The following is a 25192-nucleotide window of genomic DNA, read 5'->3' as shown; positions in this document are numbered from 1 at the left end:
CCAGCAGCGCCTGCTGGAAAGCACTCAGCCCCAGGTCCTCCTTGAACAACGGACCCAACGGGCTGAGCAATGCCCACGCCCAAAAGTTCACGGCGAAGCCCACCATCGCCAGCACCAGCATCAACACCCGCCTGCGGACCGGCGGCGAGGAGTCCTCGCGGGTGGGGCCGGCCGTGGACGCGCCCGGCCGTGTCGCGTGTGTCGTCATGCCGTCCAGGATGTGGCGCGGCGCGACCGACCGGCAGGGATCAACGCCCCGACGTCCGCGGGACGAAGGTCCCCGACCCGCGGGTCGTTCGCCTGCGGAGCGGCGGGGCGTTCTCGGCGAACCTTGTGAACGTGTCCACTCAACCTGTCCCCGGGAACGACCGTGTCCCCGGCCACAGCGCTCTGCTCGGCGTGCGGCGTTTTCTGACCAAGGAGACGGTCGGCGACCACGGGCGAACCCTGCACCAGATCGACTCCGGTGCCTGGGAGTCGTTCTACCGCGACCGGTGGAGCTACGACCGGGTCGTGCGCTCCACGCACGGTGTGAACTGCACCGGGTCCTGCTCCTGGAACGTCTTCGTCAAGGACGATCTGATCACGTGGGAGCACCAGGCGACGGACTACCCGACCACGGGACCGGACAGCCCCGACTACGAGCCCCGCGGCTGCCCGCGGGGTGCCTCGTTCTCCTGGTACGAGTACTCGCCGTCGCGGGTGCGGCACCCGTACGTGCGCGGCTCGCTGATCACCATGTTCCGGGCCGGTCTCCGGCGGTTCGGCGACCCGGTGGCGGCGTGGGCGGACATCGTCGAGGACCCGGCGAAGTCGGCCGTCTACAAGGGACAGCGTGGGCGGGGCGGGTTCGTGCGGGCCACGCACGACGAGGTGACCACCATGGTGGCCGCCGCGCACGTGTACACCACCAAGGCCTACGGGCCGGACCGCGTCGTCGGGTTCTCACCGATCCCGGCGATGTCGATGGCGTCGTTCGCGGCGGGCACCCGCTACCACGCGTTGCTCGGCGGCACGCTGCTGTCGTTCTACGACTGGTACGCCGACCTGCCGATCGCGTCGCCGCAGGTGTGGGGTGACCAGACCGACGTGCCGGAGGCGGGCGACTGGTGGAACGCCACGTACCTGGTCATGTGGGGCTCGAACATCCCGGTCACCCGCACCCCGGACGCGCACTTCCTCGCCGAGGCCCGCTACCGCGGCACGAAGGTCGTCGCGGTCAGCCCCGACTACGCCGACAACGTCAAGTTCGCCGACGACTGGCTGGCCCCGCACCCCGGCACGGACGGCGCGCTCGCGATGGCCATGGGCCACGTGGTGCTCACCGAGTTCTTCCGCGACCGGCAGGTCCCCTACTTCACCGACTACGTGCGTTCCTACACCGACCTGCCGTTCCTGGTGACACTGCGCGAGCGCGAGCCGGGTGTGTACGCCACCGACCGGTTCCTCACCGCGGCCGACCTGGGTGACGAGAGCACCGGTGCGCACCACAAGACCGTCCTGATCGACGACGCGACCGGGAACCGGTGGCGCCCAACGGTTCCCTCGGCTTCCGGTACGGCCCGGACGGCGAAGGCCGGTGGAACCTCGACCTCGGCGACGTGGTGCCCGCGCTCGGCGTCATGGACCACGCGACCGGGCAGGTCGCCGTCGACCTCGCCCGCTTCGACACCGGCGCGACCGAGGGCGGCACCACCATGCGCCGCGGCGTCCCCGTCCTGCGCGTCGGCGAGCACCTGGTCACCAGCGTGTTCGACCTGCTCATGGCCAACTACGGGGTGCGCCGCGGTGACCTTCCCGGTGAGTGGCCGACCGGGTACGACGACGCCGACGCCCCGCACACCCCGGCGTGGCAGGAGCGGATCACCGGCGTCCCCGCCGCCATGGCGACGAGGATCGGGCGCGAGTTCGCCCGCAACGCCGAGCGCAGCCGCGGCCGGTCCCTGATCGTGCTCGGTGCGGGCGCGAACCAGTGGTTCCACTCCGACATGACCTACCGCGCCTTCATCGCGCTGGTCACCCTGACCGGCTGCCAGGGCGTCAACGGCGGCGGCTGGGCCCACTACGTCGGCCAGGAGAAGGCCCGGCCGATCACCGGCCAGCAGCACATGAGCTTCGCCTTCGACTGGCAGCGTCCCATGCGCCATCAGGCAAGCACCCCGTTCTGGTACCTGCACACCGACCAGTGGCGCTACGAGAAGGTGCCTGCCGACGAGCTGGCCTCCCCGCTGGGCGAGGGCCGCCTCGCGGGCATGACCTTCGCCGACACCGTCGCGGCCGCGCAGCGGATGGGCTGGTCGCCCGGTCACCCGGCGTTCGACCGCAACCCCCTGGACCTCACCGACGAGGCCGCGGCCGCGGGCGTGACCACCGCTGAGCACATCGTGGCCGAACTGAAGGCAGGCAGGCTCAAGGCGGCCGCCGACGACCCGGACGCCCTCGCGAACTTCCCGCGCTGCCTGACCCTGTGGCGGGCCAACCTGCTCGGCTCCTCGGGCAAGGGCAACGAGTTCTTCATGCGCCACCTGCTCGGCGTCGACTCCCTGGCCTCGGCCGAGGAGTGCGGGCCTGGCGAGCGGCCCCGCGACGTGACGTGGCGGGACGAGGCGCCGACCGGCAAGCTCGACCTGCTCACCGCGATCGACTTCCGGATGACCAACACCGGTCTGCACGCCGACGTCGTGCTGCCCGCGGCGACCTGGTACGAGAAGCACGACATCTCCACCACCGACATGCACCCGTTCGTGCACGCCTTCTCCCCCGCGGTCGCGCCACCCGCCGAGGTGCGCACCGACTACGACACGTTCCTCGCGCTCGCCGACAAGGTCAGCGAGCTGGCCGTCGTCCACCTCGGCGTCCGCCGTGACGTGCTGGCCGCACCGCTGCAGCACGACACCCCGGACGAGCTCGCGACCCCGTCGGGCCGGGTGCGGGACTGGCGGCTCGGCGAGTGTGAGCCGGTGCCGGGCGTGACGATGCCGAAGCTGGTCGAGGTCGAACGCGACTACACCCTCATCGGCGCCAAGATGCGCGCGGTCGGGCCGCTGCTGGACAAGCTGGGCACCACCACCAAGGGCATCACGGTCGACGTCACCGCCGAACTGGCGTACCTGCGGGAGAAGAACGGCGTCACGGCGGACGGCCGTCCCTCACTGTCCACAGCGGACCGGATGTGCGAGGCGATCCTCGCGCTGTCCGGCACCACCAACGGCCGCGTCGCGCACGAGGGCTTCCTGCAGCTGGAGAAGCGCACCGGGCAGCCGTTCACCGACCTGATCGAGGGCCACGAGACCGACCACGTCACCTACGCGGCCACCCAGGAAGCGCCGCAGCCGGTGTTCACCAGCCCCGAGTGGTCCGGCTCGGAGAAGGGCGGACGCCGGTACTCGCCGTTCACCATGAACGTCGAGCGCCGCAAGCCGTGGCACACGCTCACCGGCAGGCAGCACTTCTTCGTCGAGCACGACTGGGTCGCCGAACTGGGCGAGCACCTGCCCGGCTACCGGCCACCGCTGAACATGGCCCGCCACTTCGGCAGACCAGGCGAACTCGCCGACGGCGGCGTCACCGTCCGGTTCCTCACCCCGCACGCGAAGTGGTCCATCCACTCGATGTACCACGACAACGAACTCATGCTCGCGCTCTCCCGCGGCGGCCCGGTGATCTGGATGAGCGTCGAGGACGCCGCCAAGATCGGCGTCGCGGACAACGACTGGGTCGAGGCGGTGAACCGCAACGGCGTGATCGTGGCGCGTGCCGTGGTCAGCCACCGGATGCCCGAGGGCACGGTATTCCAGTACCACTCACCAGAGCGGACCGTGAACGTGCCGAAGACCGAGAAGGACGGCAAGGGCAAGGGAAAGCGCGGCGGCTACCACAACTCGATGACCCGGCTGCTCGTCAAGCCGACACACCTCGCGGGCGGGCACGCGCAGCTGACCTACGCCTTCAACTACTACGGCCCCATCGGCAGCCAGCGAGACGAGATCACCGTGATCCGCCGCCGCGCCCAGGAAGTGGAGTACTGAGATGCGCATCCGCGCTCAAGTGGCGATGGTGATGAACCTCGACAAGTGCATCGGCTGCCACACCTGTTCGGTGACCTGCAAGCAGACGTGGACCAACCGGGAGGGCACCGAGTACGTCTGGTTCAACAACGTCGAGACCAAGCCCGGCATCGGCTACCCGAAGCACTACGAGGACCAGGAACGCTGGAAGGGCGGCTGGCAGCTCGACGCGAAGGGCCGCCTGGTGCTGCGGTCCGGCGGCCGCGCGAAGCGGCTGTCGCGGATCTTCGCCAACCCCGACCTGCCCACGCTCGAGGACTACTACGAGCCGGCGACCTTCGACAGGGACGTCCTCGTCACCGCGCCCGCCGGCCTGACCGACACCCCGGTCAAGCAGCCCCGGTCCGCCCTCACCGGCGAGCCCATGAGCCTGGAGTGGGGCGCGAACTGGGAGGACGGCCTCGGCGGCGCCCACGAGCGCGCGGGCACCGACCCAAACATCACCGCCATGGACCCCGAGGCCGCGGCGCGGGTGGCGTTCGAGTTCGAGAAGACGTTCATGTTCCACCTGCCGCGGATCTGCGAGCACTGCCTCAACCCCGCGTGCGTGTCGGCGTGCCCGTCGGGTGCGATGTACAAGCGCGAGGAGGACGGCATCGTCCTCGTCGACCAGGACCGCTGCCGCGGCTGGCGGATGTGCGTGACCGCCTGCCCGTACAAGAAGGTGTACGTCAACCACGCCACCGGCAAGGCCGAGAAGTGCACCTTCTGCTTCCCGCGCATCGAGGCCGGGCAGCCCACGATCTGCTCGGAGACCTGCGTCGGCCGGCTGCGGTACCTGGGCCTGGTGTTCTACGACGAGGACGCTGTGCTCGCCGCCGCGTCGGTCGAGGACGAGCGGGAACTGCTCGCGGCGCAACGGGACGTGTTCCTGGACCCGCACGCCCCCGAGACCGTGCGCCTGGCCACCGAAGCGGGCATGCCGCGGGAGTGGGTGCTCGCCGCGCAGGCGTCCCCGGTGTGGCGGCTGATCAGCGAGTACCGGATCGCGCTGCCGCTGCACCCGGAGTACCGGACGCTGCCGATGGTCTGGTACGTCCCGCCGCTCTCCCCGGTGCTGGACGCGGTCGGTGCCGCCGGCCGCGACGACACCGACGCCGACGACGTCTTCCACACCATCCGCGACCTGCGCATCCCGGTGGAGTACCTGGCCGAGCTGTTCACCGCGGGCGACGCCGACGCGGTCGCCGGCGTGCTGATGAAGCTCGCCGCGATGCGCTCCTACATGCGGGCCCGCACCCTCGACGGCACGGTCGCCGAGGAACTCTGCGACGCGGTCGGCATGACCGGCGAGCAGATCGAGGCCATGTACCGGCTGCTCGCGATCGCCAAGTACGACGAGCGCTACGTCGTCCCCGCCGCCTACGACAAGGACGCCGCCGCGCTGGAAGCACAAGCCGCGTCCACGTCGGACTGCTCGCTCGACTGCGCGGGCGGACCGGGCATGACCGAACAGGCCACCGCCGAACAGTTCCACCTCGTCGCCGACGACCGGCAGGTCCGGCCCGGCCGCCGGGGCCTGTTCGCCCGCCGCGCCGACGGCAGGCTCGGCCTGTCCATCGACCCGAAGGGAGCGCGGCCGTGACCGCCCCCGTGGTCGCCGGGTCCGACCGGTCCCGTCTGTTCGACCTCGCCTCGGTGCTGCTGACCTATCCCGACGACCGGAAGTTCGGCGCGGCCGCCGAACTGCGCGCCGCCGTCGCCGGGATCATCCACCCCGAGGCCCGTGAGCGGCTGACCGCGTTCCTCGACTGGTTCCTCACCACGGACCCGCTCGAGGTCGAGACCCACTACGTGCGCACGTTCGACCTGCGGCGCCGGTCGGGGCTGTACCTGACCTACTACCTGCACGGCGACACCCGCAAGCGTGGCATCGCCCTGCTCACCCTCAAACAGCGCTACCGCGCGCACGGCCTGCGCCTTGCCGACGGCGAGCTTCCCGACCTGCTGCCGGTGGTGCTCGAGTTCGCCGCCGCCGCGGGTCCCGGCGACGGCGAGGCCCCGCTGCGCCAGCACCGCCGTGGCCTGGAACTGCTCCGTACCGCCCTGGCGGAAGCCGGGTCGCCGTACCGGCACGTGCTCGACGCGGTCGTCGCCGCGCTGCCACCCCTGAACGACGCGGACCGGGACGCGATCCGGGCGCTCGCCGAGGACGGCCCACCCGTGGAGTCGGTCGGGCTCGCGCCGTACGGCGGCGACAACGACTCCGACACCGACTCGATCAGCTTCGGCCCCGACCTCACCTGCCCGTCGATGGAGAGTGCCCCGTGACCACGTTCGTCTGGATCGTCCTGCCCTACGCGTGCCTGGCGGTGTTCCTGGCCGGTCACGTGTGGCGCTGGCGGCGCGACCAGTTCGGCTGGACGACCCACACCAGCCAGCTGCTGGAAAGCCGGCTCCTGCGACTCGGTTCGCCGCTGTTCCACCTCGGCGCGTTCGGCGTCATCGGCGGTCACGCGATGGGCCTGCTCATGCCGGCGGAGCTGACGGCGAAGATCGGGATCTCCGAGCACGTCTACCACGCGGTCGCCGTGGGGGCGGGCACGCTCACCGGCCTCATGCTCGTCGCCGGGCTCGTACTGCTGATCGCCCGCCGCTTCGTCAACGGCCGCGTCCGCCGCGTCACCACGACCATGGACAAGGTGCTCTACGCGGCACTGGCCGCGATGGTCGTCCTCGGCATGATCGCCACCGTCGGCACCAACCTCCTCGGTGACGGCTACGACTACCGCGAAACGATCGCAGTCTGGTTCCGCGGCATCTTCTGGCTCTCCCCCGACGCCCGCCTGATGGCAGGGGCCCCGCTGCTCTACCAGCTGCACGCGATCGGCGGCTTCCTGTTCCTCGCGCTCTGGCCCTTCACGCGGCTGGTCCACGTGTGGTCCGCACCGCTCGCGTACCTGTGGCGCCCGTACGTCGTCTACCGCGCGCGCCGTGGCGCGCCGCCCGCTCCGGTCCCGGCGCCCGCAGTCGTGCGGGACGGCGGCCTGCACGACGTCCACCGCTGAGGGCCGGCGCCATGACCACTGCGCGGACCACGCCACGGGAACCGCTCGCCAGGACGGCGGGTGACGTGATGGTCCGGCTGCCCAAGACCCTGCCGGTCGACACGACCGTCGCGCAGGCCCGCGCCTGCTTCGCCGACGGCCACGTCCACATGCTGCTGCTGACCGAGTCCGGGCACCTGGTGGGCACCCTGGTACGCGACGACCTGCGCGACGACCTCGACGGTGACGGTCTCGTCCTGTCCCACTCGCGGCTGTCCGGCCGGACGGTCGCCACGGACACACCCGCCGAGCAGATCCGCGCGCGACTCCTCGCCTTCGGACAACGGCGTCTCGCGGTTGTCGACGACGACGGCGTGCTGTTGGGGCTGGTGTGCCTCAAACGCCGCCGCACCGGCTTCTGCAGCGACGCCGACGTGGCAGCACGCGCGGCGGAGAACGTCTTACGTCTCCCGCGCCCCCGAACGAGGCGAGTCCGTGCGGTCGCGACGAGCCACTAACGCACCGAGCAGCGGGTGCGCCCACAACGCTGCGGCCATGGACGACGATCGACGCTCAGCGGTACCCAGCGCTGCCGCCAAACCGCAAATTCTCACCGGAATACCGCGGCGGCGGCGGTGGCCCGGAAGAACTCGCCGTCACCCTGCCGTTCGGGTGCCGTGCCACCAGCCCGCGTTCGAGCCGCACCTCACGTAGCCGGTCCGAATGATCGGCACGTAGCCGCACCGTCTCCTGTTCCGCGCAGATCGTCATCGTGCCGTGGCGACGTCGGGGTCTTCTGCCGCCGACCAGGACGCCGGTGCGGAACGCCCCACCGGATCTCGCGTTGCGAGTCCGAGGAGATTGGTGACCGGGTGCCCATCCCGCGATGGCTTAAGTCCCTGCTGTTCCCTTCCTGGCCAGACGAAAGTGGGACAAGGAACATTCGGCACGTCCGGGAAGAGCTGCTCATGAACATCGCGATGCCCGACCGGGAGAACCTGCGGACGGCGATCACCCTCGCCGTACGGGCCCCCTCGGTTCACAACACCCAGCCGTGGCAGTGGCGGATCGACGACGAGTCGGTGCACCTGTTCGCCGACTGGACCCGGCACGTACCCGCCACCGATCCCGCCGGGCGTGACCTGCTGATCAGCTGTGGCGCCGCGCTCCACCACTTCCGGGTCGCGATCGCGGCACTCGGCTGGACCACCACGGTTCAGCACCTGCCCAACCCCGGCACACCGGAGCACCTGGCCGCACTCGGGTTCCGCCCCCACGAGCCGTCCGACCGGGACATCGCGGCCGCGGCGGCGATCTCGCGGCGACGCACCGACCGCAGACGCATGTCGTCCTGGCCGGTGCCGGCCGACCACCTGCGGCTCATCGCTGAGCACGCACGCGGCCAAGGAGCTCTGGCCGTCCAGGTCATCGATCCGGCCGCCCGGTTCGAACTGGCGGGGGCCATCGCCCAGGCGGCCGTCATCCAGGCGAACTCGCCTGACTACGCCTACGAGCTCGCCTCCTGGACCGGACGCGCACGCGGCGGTCCCGACGGAGTGCCGGCCACCAACATCCCCGCCGCGCGGCACGACGCGGACCTGCGCGCGTTCCCGCACGGAACGCTCACCGAACCGTCCGGCAAACGCTACGGACAGCAGACCGAACTGCTGGTCATCGCCACCTCCGGCGACGACGTCCTGTCCCGGCTGCGGGCCGGCGAAGCAGCCAGTGCCGCCCTGCTCGCGGCGACCGAACTCGGCCTCGCCACCTGCCCGCTGTCCCAGCCGCTGGAGATCGCCGACAGCCGCCGCCACATCCGCGACACCGTTCTCGACGGTTCCGCCGAACCCCAGCTCGTCATCCGGCTCGGGTGGGCGCCGACCACCGCTGCTCCCCTCCCTGCCACCCCGCGCCGCGACATCGAGGAGGTGATCCTCGCATGACGACAGGCCGTCGGCGGTCTCCTGACCCGCGGGCTGCGCCGACGCGGGATCGGCCCCGAGCGAGCCGCGGCGCCCCGGTGTTCAACCGAATGGTGCTGCGGCTCCTCGGGTCGCGGGCGCGCGTGCTGATCGACGGCGGGACGGCCGCGGTGCGCTACCGCGCCCACCGCGGCCACACCACGGTCGCCCTTCCCGTGCAGTACGAGCGGGATGGTGAGGACGTCGTCATCCGCTCAGGTCACGCGGGCGGCAAGCGGTGGTGGCGACACTTCCGGCACCCCGCACCCCTTGAGATGTGGCTCGACGGCCGGTGGCACGAGACCACGGCCGAGGTCACCGACCACGACGGCGCCACCGACGTCGTCACGGTGCGGGCCCACATCGGCACGTGGCCCGCGACGCTGACCGGCGCGCGCCTGTTCCGGACGTGGCTGGCCACCGTGACGGTGGCGGAGGTGCTCGGGTTCGCAGCCCCGGCGCTCCTCGGAGCGCTCACCGCCGCGGCGCCCATCGGCCTCGCCATGCCCGTCGTGGTGCTCGGCGGCGTAGCCGAGGGAGCGATGCTCGGTTGGGGGCAATCGATCGTGCTACGCCGTGCGATCGACAACTTCCCGGCACACCGCTGGATCGGCTACACCTCGGCAGGTGCTGCGTTCGCGTACGTGCTCGGCATGCTGCCCGCCGCCGTGAGCGGCACCTGGACGGTGGCCGCCGGGATCGCGCTGCCGTTGCTCCTCTCGATCGGCACCGCGCAATGGTTCGTGCTACGCAACCTCGTGCCATGGGCGAAGCACTGGATCACCGCGACCGCGGGCGCCTGGCTGGCCGGCCTCACGGTCTTCCTCACGTTCGCCACACCGCTGTGGCAACCAGGCCAGCCGCTCACCCTCACCATCCTCATCAGCCTGGGCGGTGGCCTCCTCATGGCCGCCACAGTGGCAGCCGTGACCGGCCTGGCCCTGCGCACCTTCACCACGCGGGGCCGTCCGCCACGGTGATACCTCCGCGCATTTCCCGGCCCGTCGGCCGGGGTGCGCTACAACCGGTCTCAGCGTTGTTCAGCACCAGGTGCGGTGCGCACGACGGCCACCGGGCACGGGGCGTGACGCAGCAGCGCCTGGCTGGTCGAGCCGAGCAGGAGGCCGCGGAATCCGCCGCGGCCCCGGGTGCCGACGACGACCAGGGCAGCCTCTTCCGCGTGGCGCAGGAGGGCACGGCTCGCCCGCTCCCGGCTGACGTACCTGGTGACCCGCACGTCGGGGTACTTCTCACGCCACCCGGCCAGTCGCTCACCGAGCACCTCCTCCGCCTGCTGTGCGAGCGGGCTGAAGTCCAGTGCGGCGGCTCCGCCCGCGAACGCGGTCTCCACCAGCAGGTCGGTCCACGCGTGCACGGCAACCAGATCCACGTTGCGCGCGTCCGCCTCGGCGAACGCGAACTCGATGGCCGCCTCGCTCGCGGCGGTCCCGTCGACCCCGACCACCACCGGCCCTGGCCGCTCAGCACCCCGCACGACCACCACCGGGCACTCCGCCCGCGCAGCTACCTCAACAGCAGTGGAACCGACCAGCAAGCCGGTGAAACCACCCAAACCCCGCGAACCCAGCGCCACCAGCGTCGCCGCGGCGGACTCACGCACCATGGTCGGCACGACACCAGCCGTGACCTCGACCGTCTCCACCGCCAAACCCGGCGCGGCCGCCACCGCCGCGTCCCGCGCCCGCGCGAGCCTGCCCCTGCCCTGCTCTGCCAGTGCCTCGCGCAGCACCCGCGAGTCGACGAACCCTGGCGGATAGCCGACAGGGACCGCGCAGACGTGCACGAGGCGCAGCGACGTGCCGCGGCGCAACGCCGCCGCTGCCGCCCACCGGGTCGCCAGCAGCGCGGATTCGGAGCCGTCGATCCCGGCGACGACCGGCGCGGGCACGCTCATCGCTCGTCGTCGTCCCGCACGGCGAAGGCGGTCGCCCTGACCACGCCGGGAACCGACTCCGCGAGCACCGTCGCGACGTGCCGGTCGGTCGAGTCGTCGAACTCGTCGCCGATGTCGACCACGCCGTCGTGCACCTCGACACGCCAGCGCCGGCCGCCGCCGTAGATCTCCAGCCGGTGCCGGACTTCGTCGGCGATGGTGTGGTCGTCGCGGGCGATGACCCGGACGATGTCGCGGCGGGTGACGATGCCGACCAGCCGCGACCCGTCGACGATCGGCATGCTGCGCTGATGCGCGTCGAGCAGTGCCTTGGTGAGGACAGCGACGTCGGTCCCCGGGCTCATCGCGGTGACCGCCGTCGTCATCACCTCGCCGACGGTGGTCGTCGTGGTGGTGGGGAGCTGTTCGAGCGGGTGGCAGTACGCCCTGGGGTCGCGGGGGACGCGGTCCCGCACGAGGTCGGCCTCGGTGACGATGCCGACGAGCTGGTCGTCCTCGGACACCACGGGCAGTGCCGTGAAGCCGTTGGTCGCGAGGAGCGCGGCGGCCTCCTTGACCGGCGTTCCTGGCCGCACCGATATCACCGGTGTCGTCATGATGTCACGCGCGCGCATGACTGTTCCTCTCTTCGTCGAGTACTCGGTGGACAGTGGGACGCCGTCGCCACAGCAGCTTGTCCGCTTCGACGACGACGAACGCGACGGCGGCCGCGCCCGCCGCCCACAACCAGGCGAGCAGGCCGGTCGGCGCGGTGCCGAACAAGGTGTTCATGACCGGCACGTACGTGATGGCCAGCTGGAGCACGACGGTGATGCCGATTCCCAGCCACAGCAGCCGGTTGCGCCCGAGGCGGGCGCCGAACAGCGGCCGGTCGAGCGCGCGGCAGCTGAACAGGTAGGCGATCTGCACGCAGACGAACACGTTCACGGCTGTGGTCCTGGCCTGGTCGACCGTCCCGCCCGCGGCGATCTCCCCATGGAACGCGAGGAACGCGGCGGCCACGAGGACCACGCTGACGAGCACGATCTGCCGCACGAGCGTGCGGGTGAGCAGCGGCCGGTCCGGCGGTCGCGGCGCGCGCGTCATGATGCCGGCCGCCTTGGGTTCGAACGCCATGGTCAGGCCGAGGAAGACCGCGGTGGTCATGTTGATCCACAGGATCTGCACGGGCACGATCGGCAACGTCGCGCCGAGCAGCACCGCGGCGAGGATCACCATGCCTTCGCCGATGTTCGTCGGCACGGTCCACGCGATGAACCGGCGCAGGTTGTCGAAGACACCGCGCCCCTCCTCCACCGCCGCCTCGATCGTGGCGAAGTCGTCGTCCAGCAGCACCATGTCCGCCGCGCCACGTGCCGCGTCCGTGCCACCGGCGCCCATCGCGATCCCGATGTCGGCGCGGCGCAGTGCCGGGGCGTCGTTCACGCCGTCGCCGGTCATCGCCACCACGTGCCCGTGCGCCTGCAGCACGCGCACCAGGTCGAGCTTCTGCTCCGGCGACACCCTGGCGAACACGTCGGCGTCGGCGACCTCGTCGAGCCGGTCGAGACCGGCGAGGTCCGCACCGGTCACCACGGTGGCGTCCGCGGCCGAGTCGACCAAGCCGGTCGCCTCGGCGATCGCCCGCGCGGTGTCCGCGTGGTCGCCGGTGATCATCTTGACCCTGATGCCCGCTGCGCGGCACGCGGCGACCGCACGCACCGCCTGCTCACGGGGCGGGTCGTGCATCGCCTGCAGGCCAAGGAAGGTCGCGTGTGGACTGTCCATCTGAGACGATAGAGCGCCGGCCGGGGCGAACCTGGCGAACGCCAGCACCCGCAGCCCGTTCGCAGCCAGTTCGGCCTGCCGTGCGAGAACGGCCTCGACGTCCACGTCCACGCAGCGCGCGAGGATCTCCTCGACCGCGCCCTTCAGATAGCCGACGTCGCCGCCCGGTGTCCGGTGCGTGGTGGCCATGAGCCGCCGGACCGGGTCGAACGGCAGCACGTCGCTCCTCGGGAACCGCTCGTGCAGGTCACCGGGGTCGAGCCCGGCCGCCACGGCCGCCGCGACGAGCGCGGTCTCGGTCGGGTCACCGTCCGCCGTCCAGCCGTCGTCGCCGTGCCGCGATGTGGCGTCGTTGCACAACACCCCGGCGACCAGGCACTCCGCCCGGCTCGGCGCGTCCGCAGGCCACACCGTCGTCACGGTCATCCGGTTCTGGGTGAGCGTGCCGGTCTTGTCGGTGCAGATCACCGTGGTCCCGCCGAGGGTCTCCACCGCGGGCAGGTGCCGCACCACGGCCTTGCGCCGCGCCATCCGCACCACACCGATGGCCAGCACGATCGACACCGCGGCAGGCAGACCTTCCGGGATCGCACCGACAGCCAGCGCCACGACCGCGGTGAACGCGTCGGCCACCGGCATGCCACGCAGGAGCGCGACCACGAACGTCACCACGGCCACCCCGACGATGACCACGCTCAGCCTGCGCGCGAACACGGCAAGCTTGCGGGTCAACGGCGTCGCGACCGGCGCGGTGTCCGCGACCATGCGCTGGATCGCGCCCAGCTCGGTGCCGGTCCCCGTCGCGACCACCACCGCCCGCGCGGATCCCCGGCTCACCACCGTCCCCGCGTGCGCCATGTTCACCCGGTCGGCGACCCCGGTCCCGGCAGGCAGGACGCCGGCCGCCTTGACCACCGGCACCGACTCCCCGGTCAGCACCGACTCGTCCACCTCGAACGTCCGCACCTGGACGAGCCTCAGATCCGCGGGCACCCGGTCCCCCGCCGCGAGCACCACGACGTCGCCGGGCACCAGCGCACTGGCGGGCACCCGGCGCGTCACACCATCGCGCACGACCACGGTCTCGGCGGGCACCATCCGCGCCAGGGCCGCCAGCGCCTGCCGCGCCCGGGACTCCTGCACGAACCCGATGACCGCGTTGAGCACCACGACACCCGCGATCACCCCGGCCTCGACGAGGTCCCCGAACGCCAGCGTGATGGCTCCGGCCGCGAGCAGCACGTAGATCAGCGGGTTGTGGAACTGGGCGGCCAGCATACGCAGCACACCCGCACCACGCTGGACCGGCACGACGTTCGCCCCGTGACGACGGACCCGCCGCTCCACCTCCGCCGTGGTCAGACCGTCGTCCTCGACCACGTCGAGCCGAGCCAGCACATCAGCGGCCGGCAGGCAGTACGGAGTCGTCAACGCCTGGGTGTCGGTTCCGAGCATGCCTCCAGGCTCCCGGCGCACACCACCGCCCGACAGGGACGGAAGTCCTGCCGGCCAGGGTCCACCGGCCGCAGTGTCACCACCGGGACACGCGCAGAGTGACCTGGACGACACCCACGGACCACGCTCGAGGACGGCCAGATCGTCCGAGCCAGATCTGTCCCGGCCGCAACACCGCCCGGAGGCGAGCGCGCGCTCACCCGCGTCGACCGGTTTCGTGACGTGGTGGCTCGGCGTCGGCTTCCAGCCCGGCGATGAGCTCGTGGGCACGATCGACGGCTGGGCCGAGGACCGGTCGAACCGGGCGGTCTTCCCGACATGGCGGGTCCGCTCGCGATCCTCGCCGGGATGGCGATGACACGCACACGCGGTGCTGGTCCCGGACTGGATGGTCCACCTGTGTTTCACGACGCCGGTGTGGCCGCTCGCCGCGTTCGCGGGCACACTCACGGTGAGTGCGACGTTCGCCAGGCTGGCTCTGAGGGGGCGGATCGTCCTGGCGTTGAGACTCGCGGTCGCACTGGTGTCCCACGTTGGTGACCTTCTGGACCGCGTCTGGCACGTTCAGGGCGGCGCCCACCGTGCCGATGTGCGGAATCGCCGAGGGCTGCGGCGAGATGTTCGACACCTACGCCGATCAGCTGGGTCTCGACGACGGCACGCTGCTGCTGCCGGACATCGGCGGCACGGCGCTCACGACATGGCTGGAGATCATCGACCTCGCCGGCCTGGTGTCCTACCGGATCGCCGAACTGCGGGGAGCGGGCGACATGGCCGAGTTGCGGGACCACGTGTTCGAGGAGGTCCGGCCCACGTTCATCCACACACGGCGCGTGGGACGCGGGCATGTCGGCCAACCCCAAACTGAAGCGCGACTACGTCTGGCTCTACCGCGGGGAGGGCACCGACAGCGACTGGGTGCGCCGCGACGTCGCCGACGAGACCGGCGTCGCCGCCCTGCGCGCGTACGCGGCGCGGACCGTGCCCGAGAAACGCGCGGCCGGCTCCGTGCCTCACTGCACGGCGACGTACCGCCGGTAGCGGCGCACCCCGGACACGACAAGAGGCCTCACATCGTCGACGAAGGTCCCCCTCTCGTGGGGACTTCGTCACTGGCCGTACCTCGGCAGCGAGGCAGAGCATCGTCGGTGGATCCTCGGAGAGGGGCTGATGGTGGCAGGACTGCGCGACTCGCTCGACCGGTGCCGACCGGTCGCCACCCCGGGGGCACCCGGACGGCGTGGGGTGCCCGCCGATCGCGTGGCTGAGCGGGAGTCCGAACTCGCGCCGCTGTTCGCGACCCTCACCGATACGGAACAGGCGGCCGGGTGGCAGCCACGCGCCGGCGCCGAGGCAGTCCGGCAGCTGGCCGGCTGGTTCGAGATCGCCAACGCCGTCGAGCACGCACGAGCACGACCGCGTCACCGACATCACCTACGCGGACCTTGCCGAGCGCACGAACCGGTTCGCCAACCTGCTCGGCTCGCTCGGCGTCCGCAAGGGCGATCGGCCCCTTCGAGGTGGAGAGCGCGCTCATGGCAGACCCACCGTCGGCGGGGGCAGGACCCGGCCGAGGAACTGCGCCGCGAACTGCTCGCGTTCGACCACCGCGCGCTCTGCGCGGTGGCACCGAAGGAGATCGTGTTCGACCAGTCGCTCCCCCACACCCGCAGCGGCACAGTCATGTGGCGGCTACTCAAGGCGCGCGAACCGGGACCGCCGCAATGCGATCTGTCCACTTTGGAGAGTGTGAGATGATCAACCACATCGACCGGGTGCTGGTCGGTTACGCGGGCACCGCGGGCTCGACGAGGTCCGTCGCCGAGTTCATCGCGGTCCGGCTGCGGGCACGGGGGCTGACGGCCGACCTCCGCGACCTCGCCGAGCGTCCCGCCGTGGACGGCTACGACGCGGTGGTGCTCGGCAGTGGGGTGCGCAACGCCGCGCTGCTTCGCGCGGCCGAGAACTTCATCTGGCACAACGCCGACGCGTTGCGGATCCGTCCGGTGTGGCTGTTCAGCGTCGGCATCAGCCCGTCGCTGCGCGGTCCCCTCGGGCGCCTCCTGCGGGATGTCGTGCCGACGCGGATCGCGGAGCTGTGCGAGCTGATCGGGCCACGCGACTACCACGCCTTCCCGGGTGTCGTGCCGCGCGCCGGGGCCCCGCTGCCCGCCCGGTTCCTGCTGTGGCTGTGCGGCGGCCGCTACGGCGACCTCCGTGACTGGGCCGCGATCGAGGCGTGGACCACCGGCATCGCTGGGTACCTGCACGGCGCGGTCACGACGTAGGAGGTGCGATGACCCAGCTGAACACCACCGGCACCATCCTCGGTGACCTCGCGGTTGAGCTTGTCCACGGTGTCATCCGCCCGCCAGGTGGGTCTCGTCGGGTTCGGCGCGTTACGACACACCACCGCACCGCCGGCTCTCTGTGTTCGGGGGACTTGGAGGTGAGTGTTGTGATCAGGTGGCTGGGAACGCATCGCATCGCGGCGGCGAGCATCATCGTCGTGATGGTCGACGACCGTCCGACCACGACGGTAGGGCCGACCACGAGCCAACCGGGCTCGACCACGATCACGCGGCGGTCGACGACGACCACGACGGCGCCGACGACGACCGCGCCGCGGTCGCCGTTCCCGCCCGGGTTGCGCGGGCAGGACATCGGGGTGGTGCCCACCAGCAGCAAGGTCGTCGCGCTGACTTTCGACGCGGGTGCGAACTCCGCGGGACTGGCCAAGATTCTGCGGGCACTCGCCGGCGCGCAGGTGCGGGCGACACCTGGGCACGCGGTAACCCTGCCGGCGTCGCCCAGATCGTCGCCGCGGGGCACCGGGTTGGCAACCACACCATGACCCACCCGCACATGACAGGCCTCACCGCGCCGCTGATCGCCGACGAGGCGCTCGGCGCACAACGGGTGATCCGCCAGGCAGGTGCCGATCCACGGCCGCTGTTCCGGTTCCCGTTCGGCGAACGCGACGCGCGCACCATCGATGCCGTGAACGAACTCGGCTACCTCCCGGTCCGGTGGACCGTGGACACCCTCGGCTGGAAGGCACCAGCGGCGGGATCACGCCAGCGCTCGTGGCCGACCGCGTCGTCACCGGACTACGACCGGACTACGACCGGGCGAGATCGTGCTGATGTACATCGGTGCCAACCCCGACGACGGAACCACACTGGACGCCGACGCCCTTCCTGCCACGATCGCCGCGATCAAGGCCAACGGCTACCGCCTCGTGACGCTAACGTGTGAACCGCTGCGGTGCGCTGAGGGCGTGAGAACGATGACACACCTACCGCAGCATCCCGATGACGACGCAGCCCAACCACACCACGAACACAGGGTAGACGACGAAGGTCACCCAGCCGCCCGGCGCGAGCGGGCCGCTGTCCGCGAGCACACCGAACCAAGCGACCAGGTGCAGTGCGGCCGTCCCCATCGAGAACCAGCCGACCCAGGCCGGGAACGCCGCTGACCGCAACGACAGGACGCCGACCCCGGCGACCATCACCACCACCGGGACGGCAGCGATCGTCGCCAGTGTCAGACCGATGTCGTTCACCACCACGGCCACCCTCGGGTCGAGTCCGTCGGCCGCCGCTCGCGCCAACGCGATCTGGGGCGCCTGCACGACCAGGTTCACGACGATCCACGCGATCCCCGCCCCGTACACGATCGACGACACCCGTTCGGTGTGGCCTTCAGCCCGTGCGAGCCGACCGCGCAGTCCAGCGACGAACCACAGGAAGATCCCCGCGCTGAGCACGAACAGCAGGCTCTGCACCAGCAACGCGGTCCGATTCGCGACGTAGAACTCGGCCACCTCCGCCGCCGACGGATCCGGATCGGGCGTACTGCGCTCGAACACCACCGCGACACCGGCGACCGCCAGCGCCGCCACACCACTCACCGCGCTCAAGCGCTCCCACTTCAGTACACGCATACGGCCAGGCTCGTCCGCGAGACCGGCGCCGAACGAGAGCCCTCTGGTGCCCGCACAAGGGCACAAGGTCAGCCCAAGAGAAAGCCGCCCGCCCAACCGGAATCCCCGGTCCTGACGTTCGCCCGTGCCACGGAGCCCGCTTCACGCATACCCCTGGGGTACTCGACCAGTCGTCGGCACACGCGGTACGGTGGAGCCAGAGATACCCCCGGGGGTATATCACCTATCGAGAGGAACCCCGCAATGCCGATCGACGTCGAGGTCGTGGCGACCTCGTCATTGGGTGACCGTAGTTACCTCGCACACGACGGGCGGGTGGCGGTGGTCATCGACCCACAGCGCGACATCGACCGGGTGCTGCTGCTGGCCGGACGACTCGGTGTGCGCATCACCCACGTCGCGGAAACCCACCTGCACAACGACTACGTCTCCGGTGGCCTGGCGCTGTCCAGGGTCACCGGGGCGGCCTACCTGATCGCGGGCAGGGAGAAGGTCGGGTTCGATCTCGTCCCCGTCGCGGACGGCGACGAGATCGCGGTGTCCGACCGGCTGCGCCTGCGCGTCCTCGCCACCGCGGGACACACGTTCAACCACGTGTCCTACGTCCTGCGCGGCGAGGAGGGACCGGAAGGCGTGTTCACCGGCGGCTCCCTGCTGTTCGGCACGACCGGCAGGACCGACCTGCTCGGGCGGGAACACGCACACGACCTCGCCCACCACCAGCACGCGTCCGCGCGCAGGCTGGCGGACATGCTGCCGGACGGCACGCGGGTGTGGCCGACCCATGGCTTCGGCAGCTTCTGCTCGGCCACCCAGTCCGACGCCACGACGTCGACCATAGGTCGCGAGAAGGCCACGAACCCCGTGCTGCGGCTGGAAGCCGACGACTTCGTCGAGACCACCCTCGCCGGGCTGGACGCATACCCCGCGTACTACGCGCACATGGGCGTGCGCAACGCCGACGGAGCCGACCTGGTCGATCTGACACCGGCCCGCGCAGCCGACCCGGCCGAGCTGCAGGCCCGGCTCCGAGCAGGAGAGTGGATCGTGGACCTCCGCTCCCGCACGGCGTTCGCCCGCCGCCACCTCGCGGGCACGGTCAGCATCGGGCTCGACGGCGCCATGTCGACATGGGTGGGCTGGCTCGTGCCCTGGGACGCGCCGATCACACTGCTCGGTGAGACCGCTGACCAGATCAGCGCGGCCCAGCGCGAACTGGCCAGGATCGGCATCGACCGTCCCGCCGCCTCGGCGACCGGGCGACCGGACCGGTGGGCAGGCGGGGACGAGGCGCGGCTCAGCGGGCTTGACACCGCGACCTTCGCCGACCTCGCCGCTGCGCGTGCGGGCAGCATCCCGGACGGGGTGTCCGCCCCGGACGTCGTCCTCGACGTGCGGTTGACCGGGGAATGGCGCGGGGGCCACCTGGATGACGCGGTGCACATCCCGCTCCCCGAGTTGCCGGACCGGATCGGCGACGTGCCGGACGGAGTCGTGTGGGTGCACTGCCAGTCCGGCTACCGCTCGGCGATCGCGGCAAGTCTCCTCCGCGCCGCCGGGAGGCGGGTCGTCTCGGTCGACGACAGCTTCGATGCCGCCGCCACGACGGGACTGGCGGTCCTCCGATGACCAGACCGTCCACCGTGGATGTCCCCGCGCTGCGCGAGTCGATCGCCGCCGGCACGGCCCCTCGGCTGATCGACGTGCGGACACCCGCCGAGTTCGCGGCCGCTCACATCGAGGGCTCGTACAACGTCCCGCTCGACCTGCTGCGCGAGCACCGCGCGGAGCTGCGCGATCACCTCGACGAGCACGTCGTCCTGATCTGCCGGTCCGGCAGCCGCGCCGCACAAGCCGAACGGGCGCTCGCCGCCGCCGGGCTGCCGAACCTGCGGCTGCTCGCGGGCGGCGTCACCGCGTGGGAAGCGGCGCGCGCACCCATGCGCCGGACACAACCGAGGTGGGACCTCGAACGCCAGGTCCGCCTGGCGGCGGGCGGCCTCGTACTCGCCGCGGTCCTGGCCGGCAGCGTGTTCTCGCCCGCCACGTGGGTCGCCGGCCTCGTAGGCGGCGGACTCGCGGTCGCCGCCATCACCGACACGTGCCTGCTGGGCAAGCTGCTCGCCACGCTGCCCCGCAACCGCGAACCGCGCACCACCGTCGACGCCGTCGTGGCCGCGCTGGCCGTCGAACGGGGCTGAGTACCGTGCTCGTGGCCACCCTCGCCGCCACCGCACTCGTCGGGGTCGCCCTCGGCGTGCTCGGCGGCGGCGGGTCCATCCTCACCGTCCCCATCCTCGTCTACCTCGCCGGCCTGGACGCCAAGCAGGCGATCGCGATGTCGCTGTTCGTCGTCGGTGTCACCAGCGCCATCGGCGCCATCCCGCACGCCAGGTCGGGGCGAGTGCGGTGGCGCACCGGGCTCGTCTTCGGCGTCACCGCGATGGCCGGCGCATACGGTGGCGGCCGGCTCGCCGCGTTCATCCCGGGCGGCTGGCTGCTCGCCGGGTTCGGCGTGATGATGGTGACCACCGCGTCCGCGATGCTCCGCCGGAACCACGCCGCACACGCGGCTCGTCGTGACCTGCCGATCCTCCTCGTCATCGCCGAGGGCGTCGTGATCGGCGCGGTCACCGGTCTCGTCGGCGCGGGTGGCGGTTTCCTCGTCGTGCCCGCGCTCGTGCTGCTCGGCGGCCTCCCCATGCCGGTCGCCGTCGGCACCTCCCTCGTGGTGATCGCCATGAAGTCGTTCGCCGCGCTCGCGGGCTACCTGTCCACCGTGCGCATCGACTGGGCGCTCGCCGTCGCCGTCACCGCCGCCGCCGTCGCGGGCGCCCTCGTGGGAGGCCGGGTCGCCGGACGCATTCCCGAACACGTCCTCCGCACGAGCTTCGGGTGGTTCGTCGTCGTGATGGGCACCTTCGTCCTCACCCAGCAGGTGCCCGCCGCCTGGTGGCCACTCGCCGTCGCCGTCGCCGCGGGCGTGCCGACCGCCGTGGCCATCCACCGGCGAGCACGGCCTCGAACAGACCACCATGACGGCTTACCCCCGGGGGTGTCCTCGAGTTAGGCGAGGCGGTCACGCCAGGCTGAGGAACAACTTCTCCAGCTGCTCGCGGTCGGCCTTCGCCTCGTCGGAACCGTCGGACACGCATTTCTCCAGGCCGCTCGCGATCAGCTTGAAACCGGCCCGGTCCAGCGCCCGCGACACGGCGGCCAGTTGCGTGATCACGTCCCGGCAGTCCCTGCCGGACTCGATCATCTGGATCAGCCCACCGACCTGCCCCTGCGCCCGGCGCAGACGCTTCACCACGTCCGACAGGACGTCCTCGCTCAACTCCACCATGCCTCCCTCAGCTACCCCCCAGGGTATCCCCTCCTCGTGCCGAGTGCCGCCCCCGCCGCGTTGGGCGCGGGCTCGGCGGCGACGCCGTCACCCAGCGTCGACGCCTCGCCACGGCAGGCGGCATCACCTTCCTCAGCCTCGAAGGCCGACCAGACAGCTGTTCAGCGCGTCACCCGCCAGAGCACGGTGTGCGTCCGCTCCGGCCAATGATGTACCCGGTCGTCGCGAGCCGTCGGCGCCGCATTGGGCCCTGCCGAAAGAGGACCTTCGACTGCGGATGTCACCGCGCTCCGGTGGTGAGGCTGTGTGTGGAGTACACGCGCGACATCGCAGGAGGAATCATGAAAGCGCTCGTCTACGGCGGCCCCGGCAAGCGCGAGTGGCGAGACGTGGCGACACCGACCCTGATGGACCCCACCGACGCGATCGTCCGCGTGGACGCGGTCACCATCTGCGGGACGGACCTGCACATCCTCAAGGGCGACGTCCCCGAGGTCACACCCGGCCGCATCCTCGGCCACGAGGCGGTCGGCACGATCCAGGAGGTCGGTGCCGCGGTCACCACGGTCAAGCCCGGCGACCGGGTACTGGTGTCCTGCATCAGCGCCTGTGGACGCTGCCAGTACTGCCGCGCCGGCGCCTACGGCCAGTGCCTCGGCGGCGGTGGCTGGATCCTCGGCCACCTCGTGGACGGTACCCAGGCCGAGTACGTCCGGGTGCCGTTCGCCGACACCTCCACCTACGTGCTGCCCGACCAGGTCAGCGACGAATCCGCGGTCCTGCTCGCGGACATCCTGCCCACCTCGTACGAGGTGGGGGTCCGCAACGGCCGGGTGGAGCCCGGGGACACCGTGGTCGTCGTCGGAGCGGGGCCGATCGGGCTGGCCGCGATCACCACAGCGCAGTTCTACAGCCCGAGCCACATCGTCGCCGTCGACCTCGCGCAGTCGCGCTTGGACGCGGCCAAGCAGTTCGGCGCGGACGTGGTGGCCAGGACGGGGCATGAGGCCGTCGCCGCTGTTCGTGACCTCACCGGCGGCCTCGGCGCCGACGTCGTCATCGAGGCGGTCGGGGTGCCCGAGACGTTCGAACTCTGCACCACCCTGGTCCGGGCCGGCGGTCACGTCGCCAACGTCGGTGTGCACGGCAAGGCCGCCACGCTGCACCTGGAAGACCTGTGGATCCGCAACGTGACGATCACGACCGGTCTGGTCGACACCTCCAGCACCCCGATGCTGCTGCGCATGCTCGCGGCAGGGCGCATCGACCCCGGTCGTTTCATCACCCACCGCTTCGCGCTCGACGAGATGCAGGCCGCGTACGACGTGTTCTCCCGGCCGCAGGACACCGGTGCCCTGAAGGTGGTCCTCACCCGGTAGCGGCGAACCGACGTTTCCAGGGAGCACGCCATGGACACACGGAACGAGTTCATGCGAGCGAGTGACGCCTTCTCCTGGTACCAGGAGGCGGACCCGGCGATGCGGGCCACGATCGTGTCGGTCGCATGGCTGGACAGGTCACCGGACTGGGAACGGCTCGTCGAGCGGGTGGAGGCGGCGACCCGGCTGGTGCCCAGGTTGCGCCAGCGGGTCGCCGAGCCCCCGCTGCGGATCGCGGTGCCGAGGTGGGAGACCGACGACGACTTCGACCTGTCCTGGCACCTGCGCCGGACCAGCGCCGACTCCCACGACGCGGTGCTCGAGCTGGCTCGGATCGAGGCCATGAGCGGATTCGACCGGGCCCGTCCTCTGTGGACCTTTACGCTGGTCGACGGTCTCCAGGACGGCAGCGCCGCGCTGATCATGAAGATGCACCACGCCCTCACCGACGGTGTCGGTGCGGTCCGCTTGGCGCCGACGTTGTTCGACACCGTGCCAGAGCCCGGGTTCGTGCCGCACCCGGACGAACCCGGCAGGGCCAACGGCGGCGCGCTCCTGCCCGCGGCCATCGTGCACACGGCCGGGCAGCTGACCGGTCTCGCCCGCGATGTGGTCACCACCGCGGGTCCGGCAGTGTGGCGGCTCCTGCGCGACCCCGTGGGAGGCGTGCGCGCGGCGTGGGACACCGTGCAGTCGATCGGCAGCACGGTCGCGCCGGTCACCGACATCCGCTCCCCCGTCATGCGCGGACGCGGGCTCGGCCGTCACCTCCACGTGGTCTCCGCCGGTCTGAAGGACCTCAAGCACGCCGCCGCGACCACCGGCGTGACCGTGAACGACGCGTTCCTGGCAGCCGTCACCGGCGGGATGCGCCACTACCACCACAAACACGACGCGTCTGTGGACGAGTTGCGGGTGACGATGCCGGTGAGCATCCGCACCGCCACCGACGCACTGGCCAGCAACAGGATCACGCTCATGCGGTTCCTCGTCCCCGTGGCGGAGGCCGACCCCGCGCGGCGGATGCGCTTGATCGACACCCGTGCGAGGTCTGCCCGCACCGCCCGCTCCCTCGGCTTCACCGACGCCATCGCCGCCGGCCTCGACCTGCTGCCCACCGGGTTCGTCGGGGGGATGCTCAAACGCGTCGACTTCCTTGCCAGTGACGTGACCGGCGTCCCGGTGACGACCTACCTCGCCGGCGCTAAGGTCACGGCCCACGCGGCATTCGGCCCGACCATGGGCTGCGCGGCCAACCTGACGCTGATGTCGTACGCGGGTACCTGCCACATCGGCGTCAACCTCGATACCGCCGCCGTGCCGGACCCGCCCGTCTTCATCGACTGTCTGCGCCTCGGCCTCGCCGAAGTGATCGCTGTAGGAGGTGCCTCACCATGACCAGTCCCCCCGAATCCGGGTGCCCGCCGTCGTGGCGTCGCTGGCTGACGGCCGGTGTCGCCGCGATAGCCGTCAGCGGCGTCGTCACCGCGGTCGTCCTGGTCGCGAACCACGACCAGGAGACAGGAACGCCCGCCGCCTCCCCGGCGACCACGTCCACCACGCCGCCGCCGAGCCCGATCGCTCCGTCGTCCACGACGACCTCGACGACGACCTCGACGACCTCGGCGCACGGTCCGACCACGTCGAACCCGCCGACCGCGACGACGAACCTCGCGCGCTTCTTCGCCGCCGCGGACAAGCTCGACAGGCAGCTGCGTGCTGCGGCCGCCGCCATCAACGGCACCGGCCCACCCTGGAAGACGGTCAGCGAGCCCGTGGCGAGAGCGGTGCGTGCCGCCGACCTCGCACCTGCCGCGACCACGATCCCCGCCGGTCTGCCCCGTGCCCTCCTCCGCTCGGTCGTCCTCGTCTACAGCGACCTGGCGTCGCGGCGGTACGCCATGGCCGACTTCAGTGTCGCTACCAGCCTCGAGCCCGGCACCAACCCCAGCAGCGACGACCTCCTCCGCGCACTCGGCAACGGGCACGCCGCGGCGGTCCGCTTCGCCGGGGATCTCGCCGCGACCCGCGCACTCGCCGGCAGCACACCGGCGGTGACCACCCCACCCGCGAGTTCGCGGGCGGCCGCCGAGGTACTGCTGTACGCGCGGTACGTCGAAGGCGCCAACGGCGGGTGCGGCAGCCGGGGCGGCGAGGTCATGACCGAGCTCCCGGCGATCCTGTGGGACGGCCGACCCGGCGACGGCACGATCGGCACCGCACCGTTCACCGCCGGGACCGCCCCCGACGGAACCTGGCGCATCCGCCTCAACGCCTGCTGACCGGCCGCACTCAAGGACTTCGGTCCCTCTCTCCGCCTACCGAGGTCTCTGTGACCGCGGGGGAAGGCGTTCGACGCTCGAGGT

21 protein-coding genes and 2 pseudogenes are annotated in these 25192 nt (G+C 71.4%); 17 read left to right on the top strand and 6 right to left on the bottom strand.

Annotation, left to right across the window (positions count from 1 at the left end; genetic code table 11):
* Window positions 1-208, bottom strand: a pseudogene (locus ACYQ77_RS43720) (hypothetical protein); the annotation flags it as partial.
* Window positions 209-339: 131 nt separating this feature from the next.
* Between ACYQ77_RS43720 and ACYQ77_RS43715 the strand changes: the two are divergent.
* The 7 genes and pseudogenes from ACYQ77_RS43715 to ACYQ77_RS43685 all read left to right on the top strand — a co-directional run bounded on the left by ACYQ77_RS43715 (window position 340) and on the right by ACYQ77_RS43685 (window position 9995).
* A pseudogene (locus ACYQ77_RS43715) lies at window positions 340-4028 on the top strand (nitrate reductase subunit alpha).
* A gap of 1 nt (window position 4029) precedes the next feature.
* Window positions 4030-5652 (top strand): nitrate reductase subunit beta, encoded by a 1623-nt coding sequence (gene narH / locus ACYQ77_RS43710; RefSeq protein ID WP_459723339.1) that lies wholly within the window; start codon window positions 4030-4032, stop codon window positions 5650-5652.
* Window positions 5649-6338, top strand: a complete 690-nt coding sequence (gene narJ / locus ACYQ77_RS43705; protein ID WP_459723337.1) for a nitrate reductase molybdenum cofactor assembly chaperone — start codon at window positions 5649-5651, stop codon at window positions 6336-6338. Before narH ends, narJ begins: the two co-directional genes overlap by 4 nt.
* Window positions 6335-7075: a respiratory nitrate reductase subunit gamma gene (narI, locus tag ACYQ77_RS43700; RefSeq protein WP_459723335.1), complete on the top strand. Its 741-nt coding sequence runs from the start codon at window positions 6335-6337 to the stop codon at window positions 7073-7075. The genes narJ and narI overlap by 4 nt, the downstream gene beginning before the upstream one ends.
* 11 nt (window positions 7076-7086) lie before the next feature.
* Entirely contained in the window at window positions 7087-7572 is a 486-nt protein-coding gene (locus ACYQ77_RS43695) for a CBS domain-containing protein (RefSeq protein ID WP_459723334.1), read from the top strand.
* A gap of 450 nt (window positions 7573-8022) precedes the next feature.
* Window positions 8023-8997, top strand: coding sequence for an Acg family FMN-binding oxidoreductase (locus ACYQ77_RS43690; protein ID WP_459723332.1), 975 nt, complete (start codon window positions 8023-8025; stop codon window positions 8995-8997).
* A gap of 77 nt (window positions 8998-9074) precedes the next feature.
* Complete coding sequence (locus tag ACYQ77_RS43685) at window positions 9075-9995, top strand: hypothetical protein (RefSeq protein ID WP_459723330.1); 921 nt, start codon at window positions 9075-9077, stop codon at window positions 9993-9995.
* Between the two features lie 50 nt (window positions 9996-10045).
* On the opposite strand, the gene ACYQ77_RS43680 is transcribed toward ACYQ77_RS43685, so the two are convergent.
* The 3 genes from ACYQ77_RS43680 to ACYQ77_RS43670 are packed head-to-tail and all read right to left on the bottom strand — an operon-like array spanning window position 10046 to window position 14152.
* Window positions 10046-10930 (bottom strand): universal stress protein, encoded by an 885-nt coding sequence (locus ACYQ77_RS43680; protein ID WP_459723329.1) that lies wholly within the window; start codon window positions 10928-10930, stop codon window positions 10046-10048.
* The gene (locus tag ACYQ77_RS43675; RefSeq protein WP_459723327.1) at window positions 10927-11544 is read right to left on the bottom strand and encodes a CBS domain-containing protein; all 618 of its coding nucleotides are present in this window, start codon (window positions 11542-11544) and stop codon (window positions 10927-10929) included. Before ACYQ77_RS43675 ends, ACYQ77_RS43680 begins: the two co-directional genes overlap by 4 nt.
* Window positions 11531-14152: a cation-translocating P-type ATPase gene (locus ACYQ77_RS43670; RefSeq protein WP_459723326.1), complete on the bottom strand. Its 2622-nt coding sequence runs from the start codon at window positions 14150-14152 to the stop codon at window positions 11531-11533. Before ACYQ77_RS43670 ends, ACYQ77_RS43675 begins: the two co-directional genes overlap by 14 nt.
* An 846-nt stretch (window positions 14153-14998) precedes the next feature.
* Here ACYQ77_RS43670 and ACYQ77_RS43665 point away from each other — a divergent pair.
* From ACYQ77_RS43665 to ACYQ77_RS43650, 4 genes are all read left to right on the top strand, one after another.
* A complete protein-coding gene (locus ACYQ77_RS43665; protein WP_459723324.1) occupies window positions 14999-15193 on the top strand; it encodes a hypothetical protein in 195 nt (64 codons plus the stop codon).
* A 713-nt stretch (window positions 15194-15906) separates the two neighbouring features.
* Entirely contained in the window at window positions 15907-16440 is a 534-nt protein-coding gene (locus ACYQ77_RS43660) for a flavodoxin domain-containing protein (RefSeq protein WP_459723323.1), read from the top strand.
* Window positions 16441-16448: 8 nt separating this feature from the next.
* Entirely contained in the window at window positions 16449-17006 is a 558-nt protein-coding gene (locus ACYQ77_RS43655) for a hypothetical protein (protein ID WP_459723347.1), read from the top strand.
* Window positions 16967-17410, top strand: a complete 444-nt coding sequence (locus ACYQ77_RS43650) for a polysaccharide deacetylase family protein (protein ID WP_459723345.1) — start codon at window positions 16967-16969, stop codon at window positions 17408-17410. Before ACYQ77_RS43655 ends, ACYQ77_RS43650 begins: the two co-directional genes overlap by 40 nt.
* A gap of 40 nt (window positions 17411-17450) precedes the next feature.
* Here the strand turns inward: ACYQ77_RS43650 and ACYQ77_RS43645 are convergent, their stop codons facing one another.
* Window positions 17451-18101: a hypothetical protein gene (locus ACYQ77_RS43645; RefSeq protein WP_459723322.1), complete on the bottom strand. Its 651-nt coding sequence runs from the start codon at window positions 18099-18101 to the stop codon at window positions 17451-17453.
* Window positions 18102-18344: 243 nt separating this feature from the next.
* Between ACYQ77_RS43645 and ACYQ77_RS43640 the strand changes: the two genes are divergently transcribed.
* The 3 genes from ACYQ77_RS43640 to ACYQ77_RS43630 are packed head-to-tail and all read left to right on the top strand — an operon-like array spanning window position 18345 to window position 21171.
* The gene (locus tag ACYQ77_RS43640; protein ID WP_459723320.1) at window positions 18345-19730 is read left to right on the top strand and encodes an MBL fold metallo-hydrolase; all 1386 of its coding nucleotides are present in this window, start codon (window positions 18345-18347) and stop codon (window positions 19728-19730) included.
* On the top strand, window positions 19727-20302 hold the full coding sequence (locus ACYQ77_RS43635; RefSeq protein ID WP_459723319.1) for a rhodanese-like domain-containing protein: 576 nt from the start codon (window positions 19727-19729) through the stop codon (window positions 20300-20302). Before ACYQ77_RS43640 ends, ACYQ77_RS43635 begins: the two co-directional genes overlap by 4 nt.
* A 5-nt stretch (window positions 20303-20307) precedes the next feature.
* Window positions 20308-21171: a sulfite exporter TauE/SafE family protein gene (locus ACYQ77_RS43630; RefSeq protein WP_459723318.1), complete on the top strand. Its 864-nt coding sequence runs from the start codon at window positions 20308-20310 to the stop codon at window positions 21169-21171.
* Window positions 21172-21180: 9 nt separating this feature from the next.
* Here ACYQ77_RS43630 and ACYQ77_RS43625 read toward each other — a convergent pair whose 3' ends face one another.
* A complete protein-coding gene (locus ACYQ77_RS43625; RefSeq protein WP_459723344.1) occupies window positions 21181-21444 on the bottom strand; it encodes a metal-sensitive transcriptional regulator in 264 nt (87 codons plus the stop codon).
* 344 nt (window positions 21445-21788) lie between these two features.
* Between ACYQ77_RS43625 and ACYQ77_RS43620 the strand changes: the two genes are divergently transcribed.
* Genes ACYQ77_RS43620 through ACYQ77_RS43610 form a run of 3 tightly spaced genes read left to right on the top strand, consistent with a single transcriptional unit; the run spans window position 21789 to window position 25108 of the window.
* Window positions 21789-22826 carry a zinc-dependent alcohol dehydrogenase family protein gene (locus ACYQ77_RS43620; protein WP_459723316.1) on the top strand — a complete coding sequence of 346 codons (1038 nt, stop codon included), beginning with the start codon at window positions 21789-21791 and terminating at the stop codon, window positions 22824-22826.
* A gap of 30 nt (window positions 22827-22856) precedes the next feature.
* The gene (locus ACYQ77_RS43615; protein ID WP_459723315.1) at window positions 22857-24224 is read left to right on the top strand and encodes a wax ester/triacylglycerol synthase domain-containing protein; all 1368 of its coding nucleotides are present in this window, start codon (window positions 22857-22859) and stop codon (window positions 24222-24224) included.
* On the top strand, window positions 24221-25108 hold the full coding sequence (locus ACYQ77_RS43610; RefSeq protein WP_459723313.1) for a hypothetical protein: 888 nt from the start codon (window positions 24221-24223) through the stop codon (window positions 25106-25108). Before ACYQ77_RS43615 ends, ACYQ77_RS43610 begins: the two co-directional genes overlap by 4 nt.
* The last annotated feature ends 84 nt before the right edge of the window (window positions 25109-25192 follow it).

The organism is Actinophytocola sp. KF-1, from assembly GCF_054661535.1.
This window is presented reverse-complemented; position numbering and strand designations above follow the sequence as displayed.

Excerpts from the sequence above, each read along its gene's own strand:
- narH (WP_459723339.1), top strand. The coding sequence starts at position 4,030 with ATGCGCATCCGCGCTCAAGTGGCGATGGTGATGAACCTCGACAAGTGC.
- ACYQ77_RS43695 (WP_459723334.1), top strand. The coding sequence starts at position 7,087 with ATGACCACTGCGCGGACCACGCCACGGGAACCGCTCGCCAGGACGGCG.
- ACYQ77_RS43690 (WP_459723332.1), top strand. The coding sequence starts at position 8,023 with ATGAACATCGCGATGCCCGACCGGGAGAACCTGCGGACGGCGATCACC.
- ACYQ77_RS43680 (WP_459723329.1), bottom strand. The coding sequence starts at position 10,930 with ATGAGCGTGCCCGCGCCGGTCGTCGCCGGGATCGACGGCTCCGAATCC.
- ACYQ77_RS43675 (WP_459723327.1), bottom strand. The coding sequence starts at position 11,544 with ATGCGCGCGCGTGACATCATGACGACACCGGTGATATCGGTGCGGCCA.
- ACYQ77_RS43670 (WP_459723326.1), bottom strand. The coding sequence starts at position 14,152 with ATGCTCGGAACCGACACCCAGGCGTTGACGACTCCGTACTGCCTGCCG.
- ACYQ77_RS43665 (WP_459723324.1), top strand. The coding sequence starts at position 14,999 with ATGTCGGCCAACCCCAAACTGAAGCGCGACTACGTCTGGCTCTACCGC.
- ACYQ77_RS43660 (WP_459723323.1), top strand. The coding sequence starts at position 15,907 with ATGATCAACCACATCGACCGGGTGCTGGTCGGTTACGCGGGCACCGCG.
- ACYQ77_RS43655 (WP_459723347.1), top strand. The coding sequence starts at position 16,449 with ATGACCCAGCTGAACACCACCGGCACCATCCTCGGTGACCTCGCGGTT.
- ACYQ77_RS43645 (WP_459723322.1), bottom strand. The coding sequence starts at position 18,101 with ATGCGTGTACTGAAGTGGGAGCGCTTGAGCGCGGTGAGTGGTGTGGCG.
- ACYQ77_RS43640 (WP_459723320.1), top strand. The coding sequence starts at position 18,345 with ATGCCGATCGACGTCGAGGTCGTGGCGACCTCGTCATTGGGTGACCGT.
- ACYQ77_RS43635 (WP_459723319.1), top strand. The coding sequence starts at position 19,727 with ATGACCAGACCGTCCACCGTGGATGTCCCCGCGCTGCGCGAGTCGATC.
- ACYQ77_RS43620 (WP_459723316.1), top strand. The coding sequence starts at position 21,789 with ATGAAAGCGCTCGTCTACGGCGGCCCCGGCAAGCGCGAGTGGCGAGAC.
- ACYQ77_RS43615 (WP_459723315.1), top strand. The coding sequence starts at position 22,857 with ATGGACACACGGAACGAGTTCATGCGAGCGAGTGACGCCTTCTCCTGG.
- ACYQ77_RS43610 (WP_459723313.1), top strand. The coding sequence starts at position 24,221 with ATGACCAGTCCCCCCGAATCCGGGTGCCCGCCGTCGTGGCGTCGCTGG.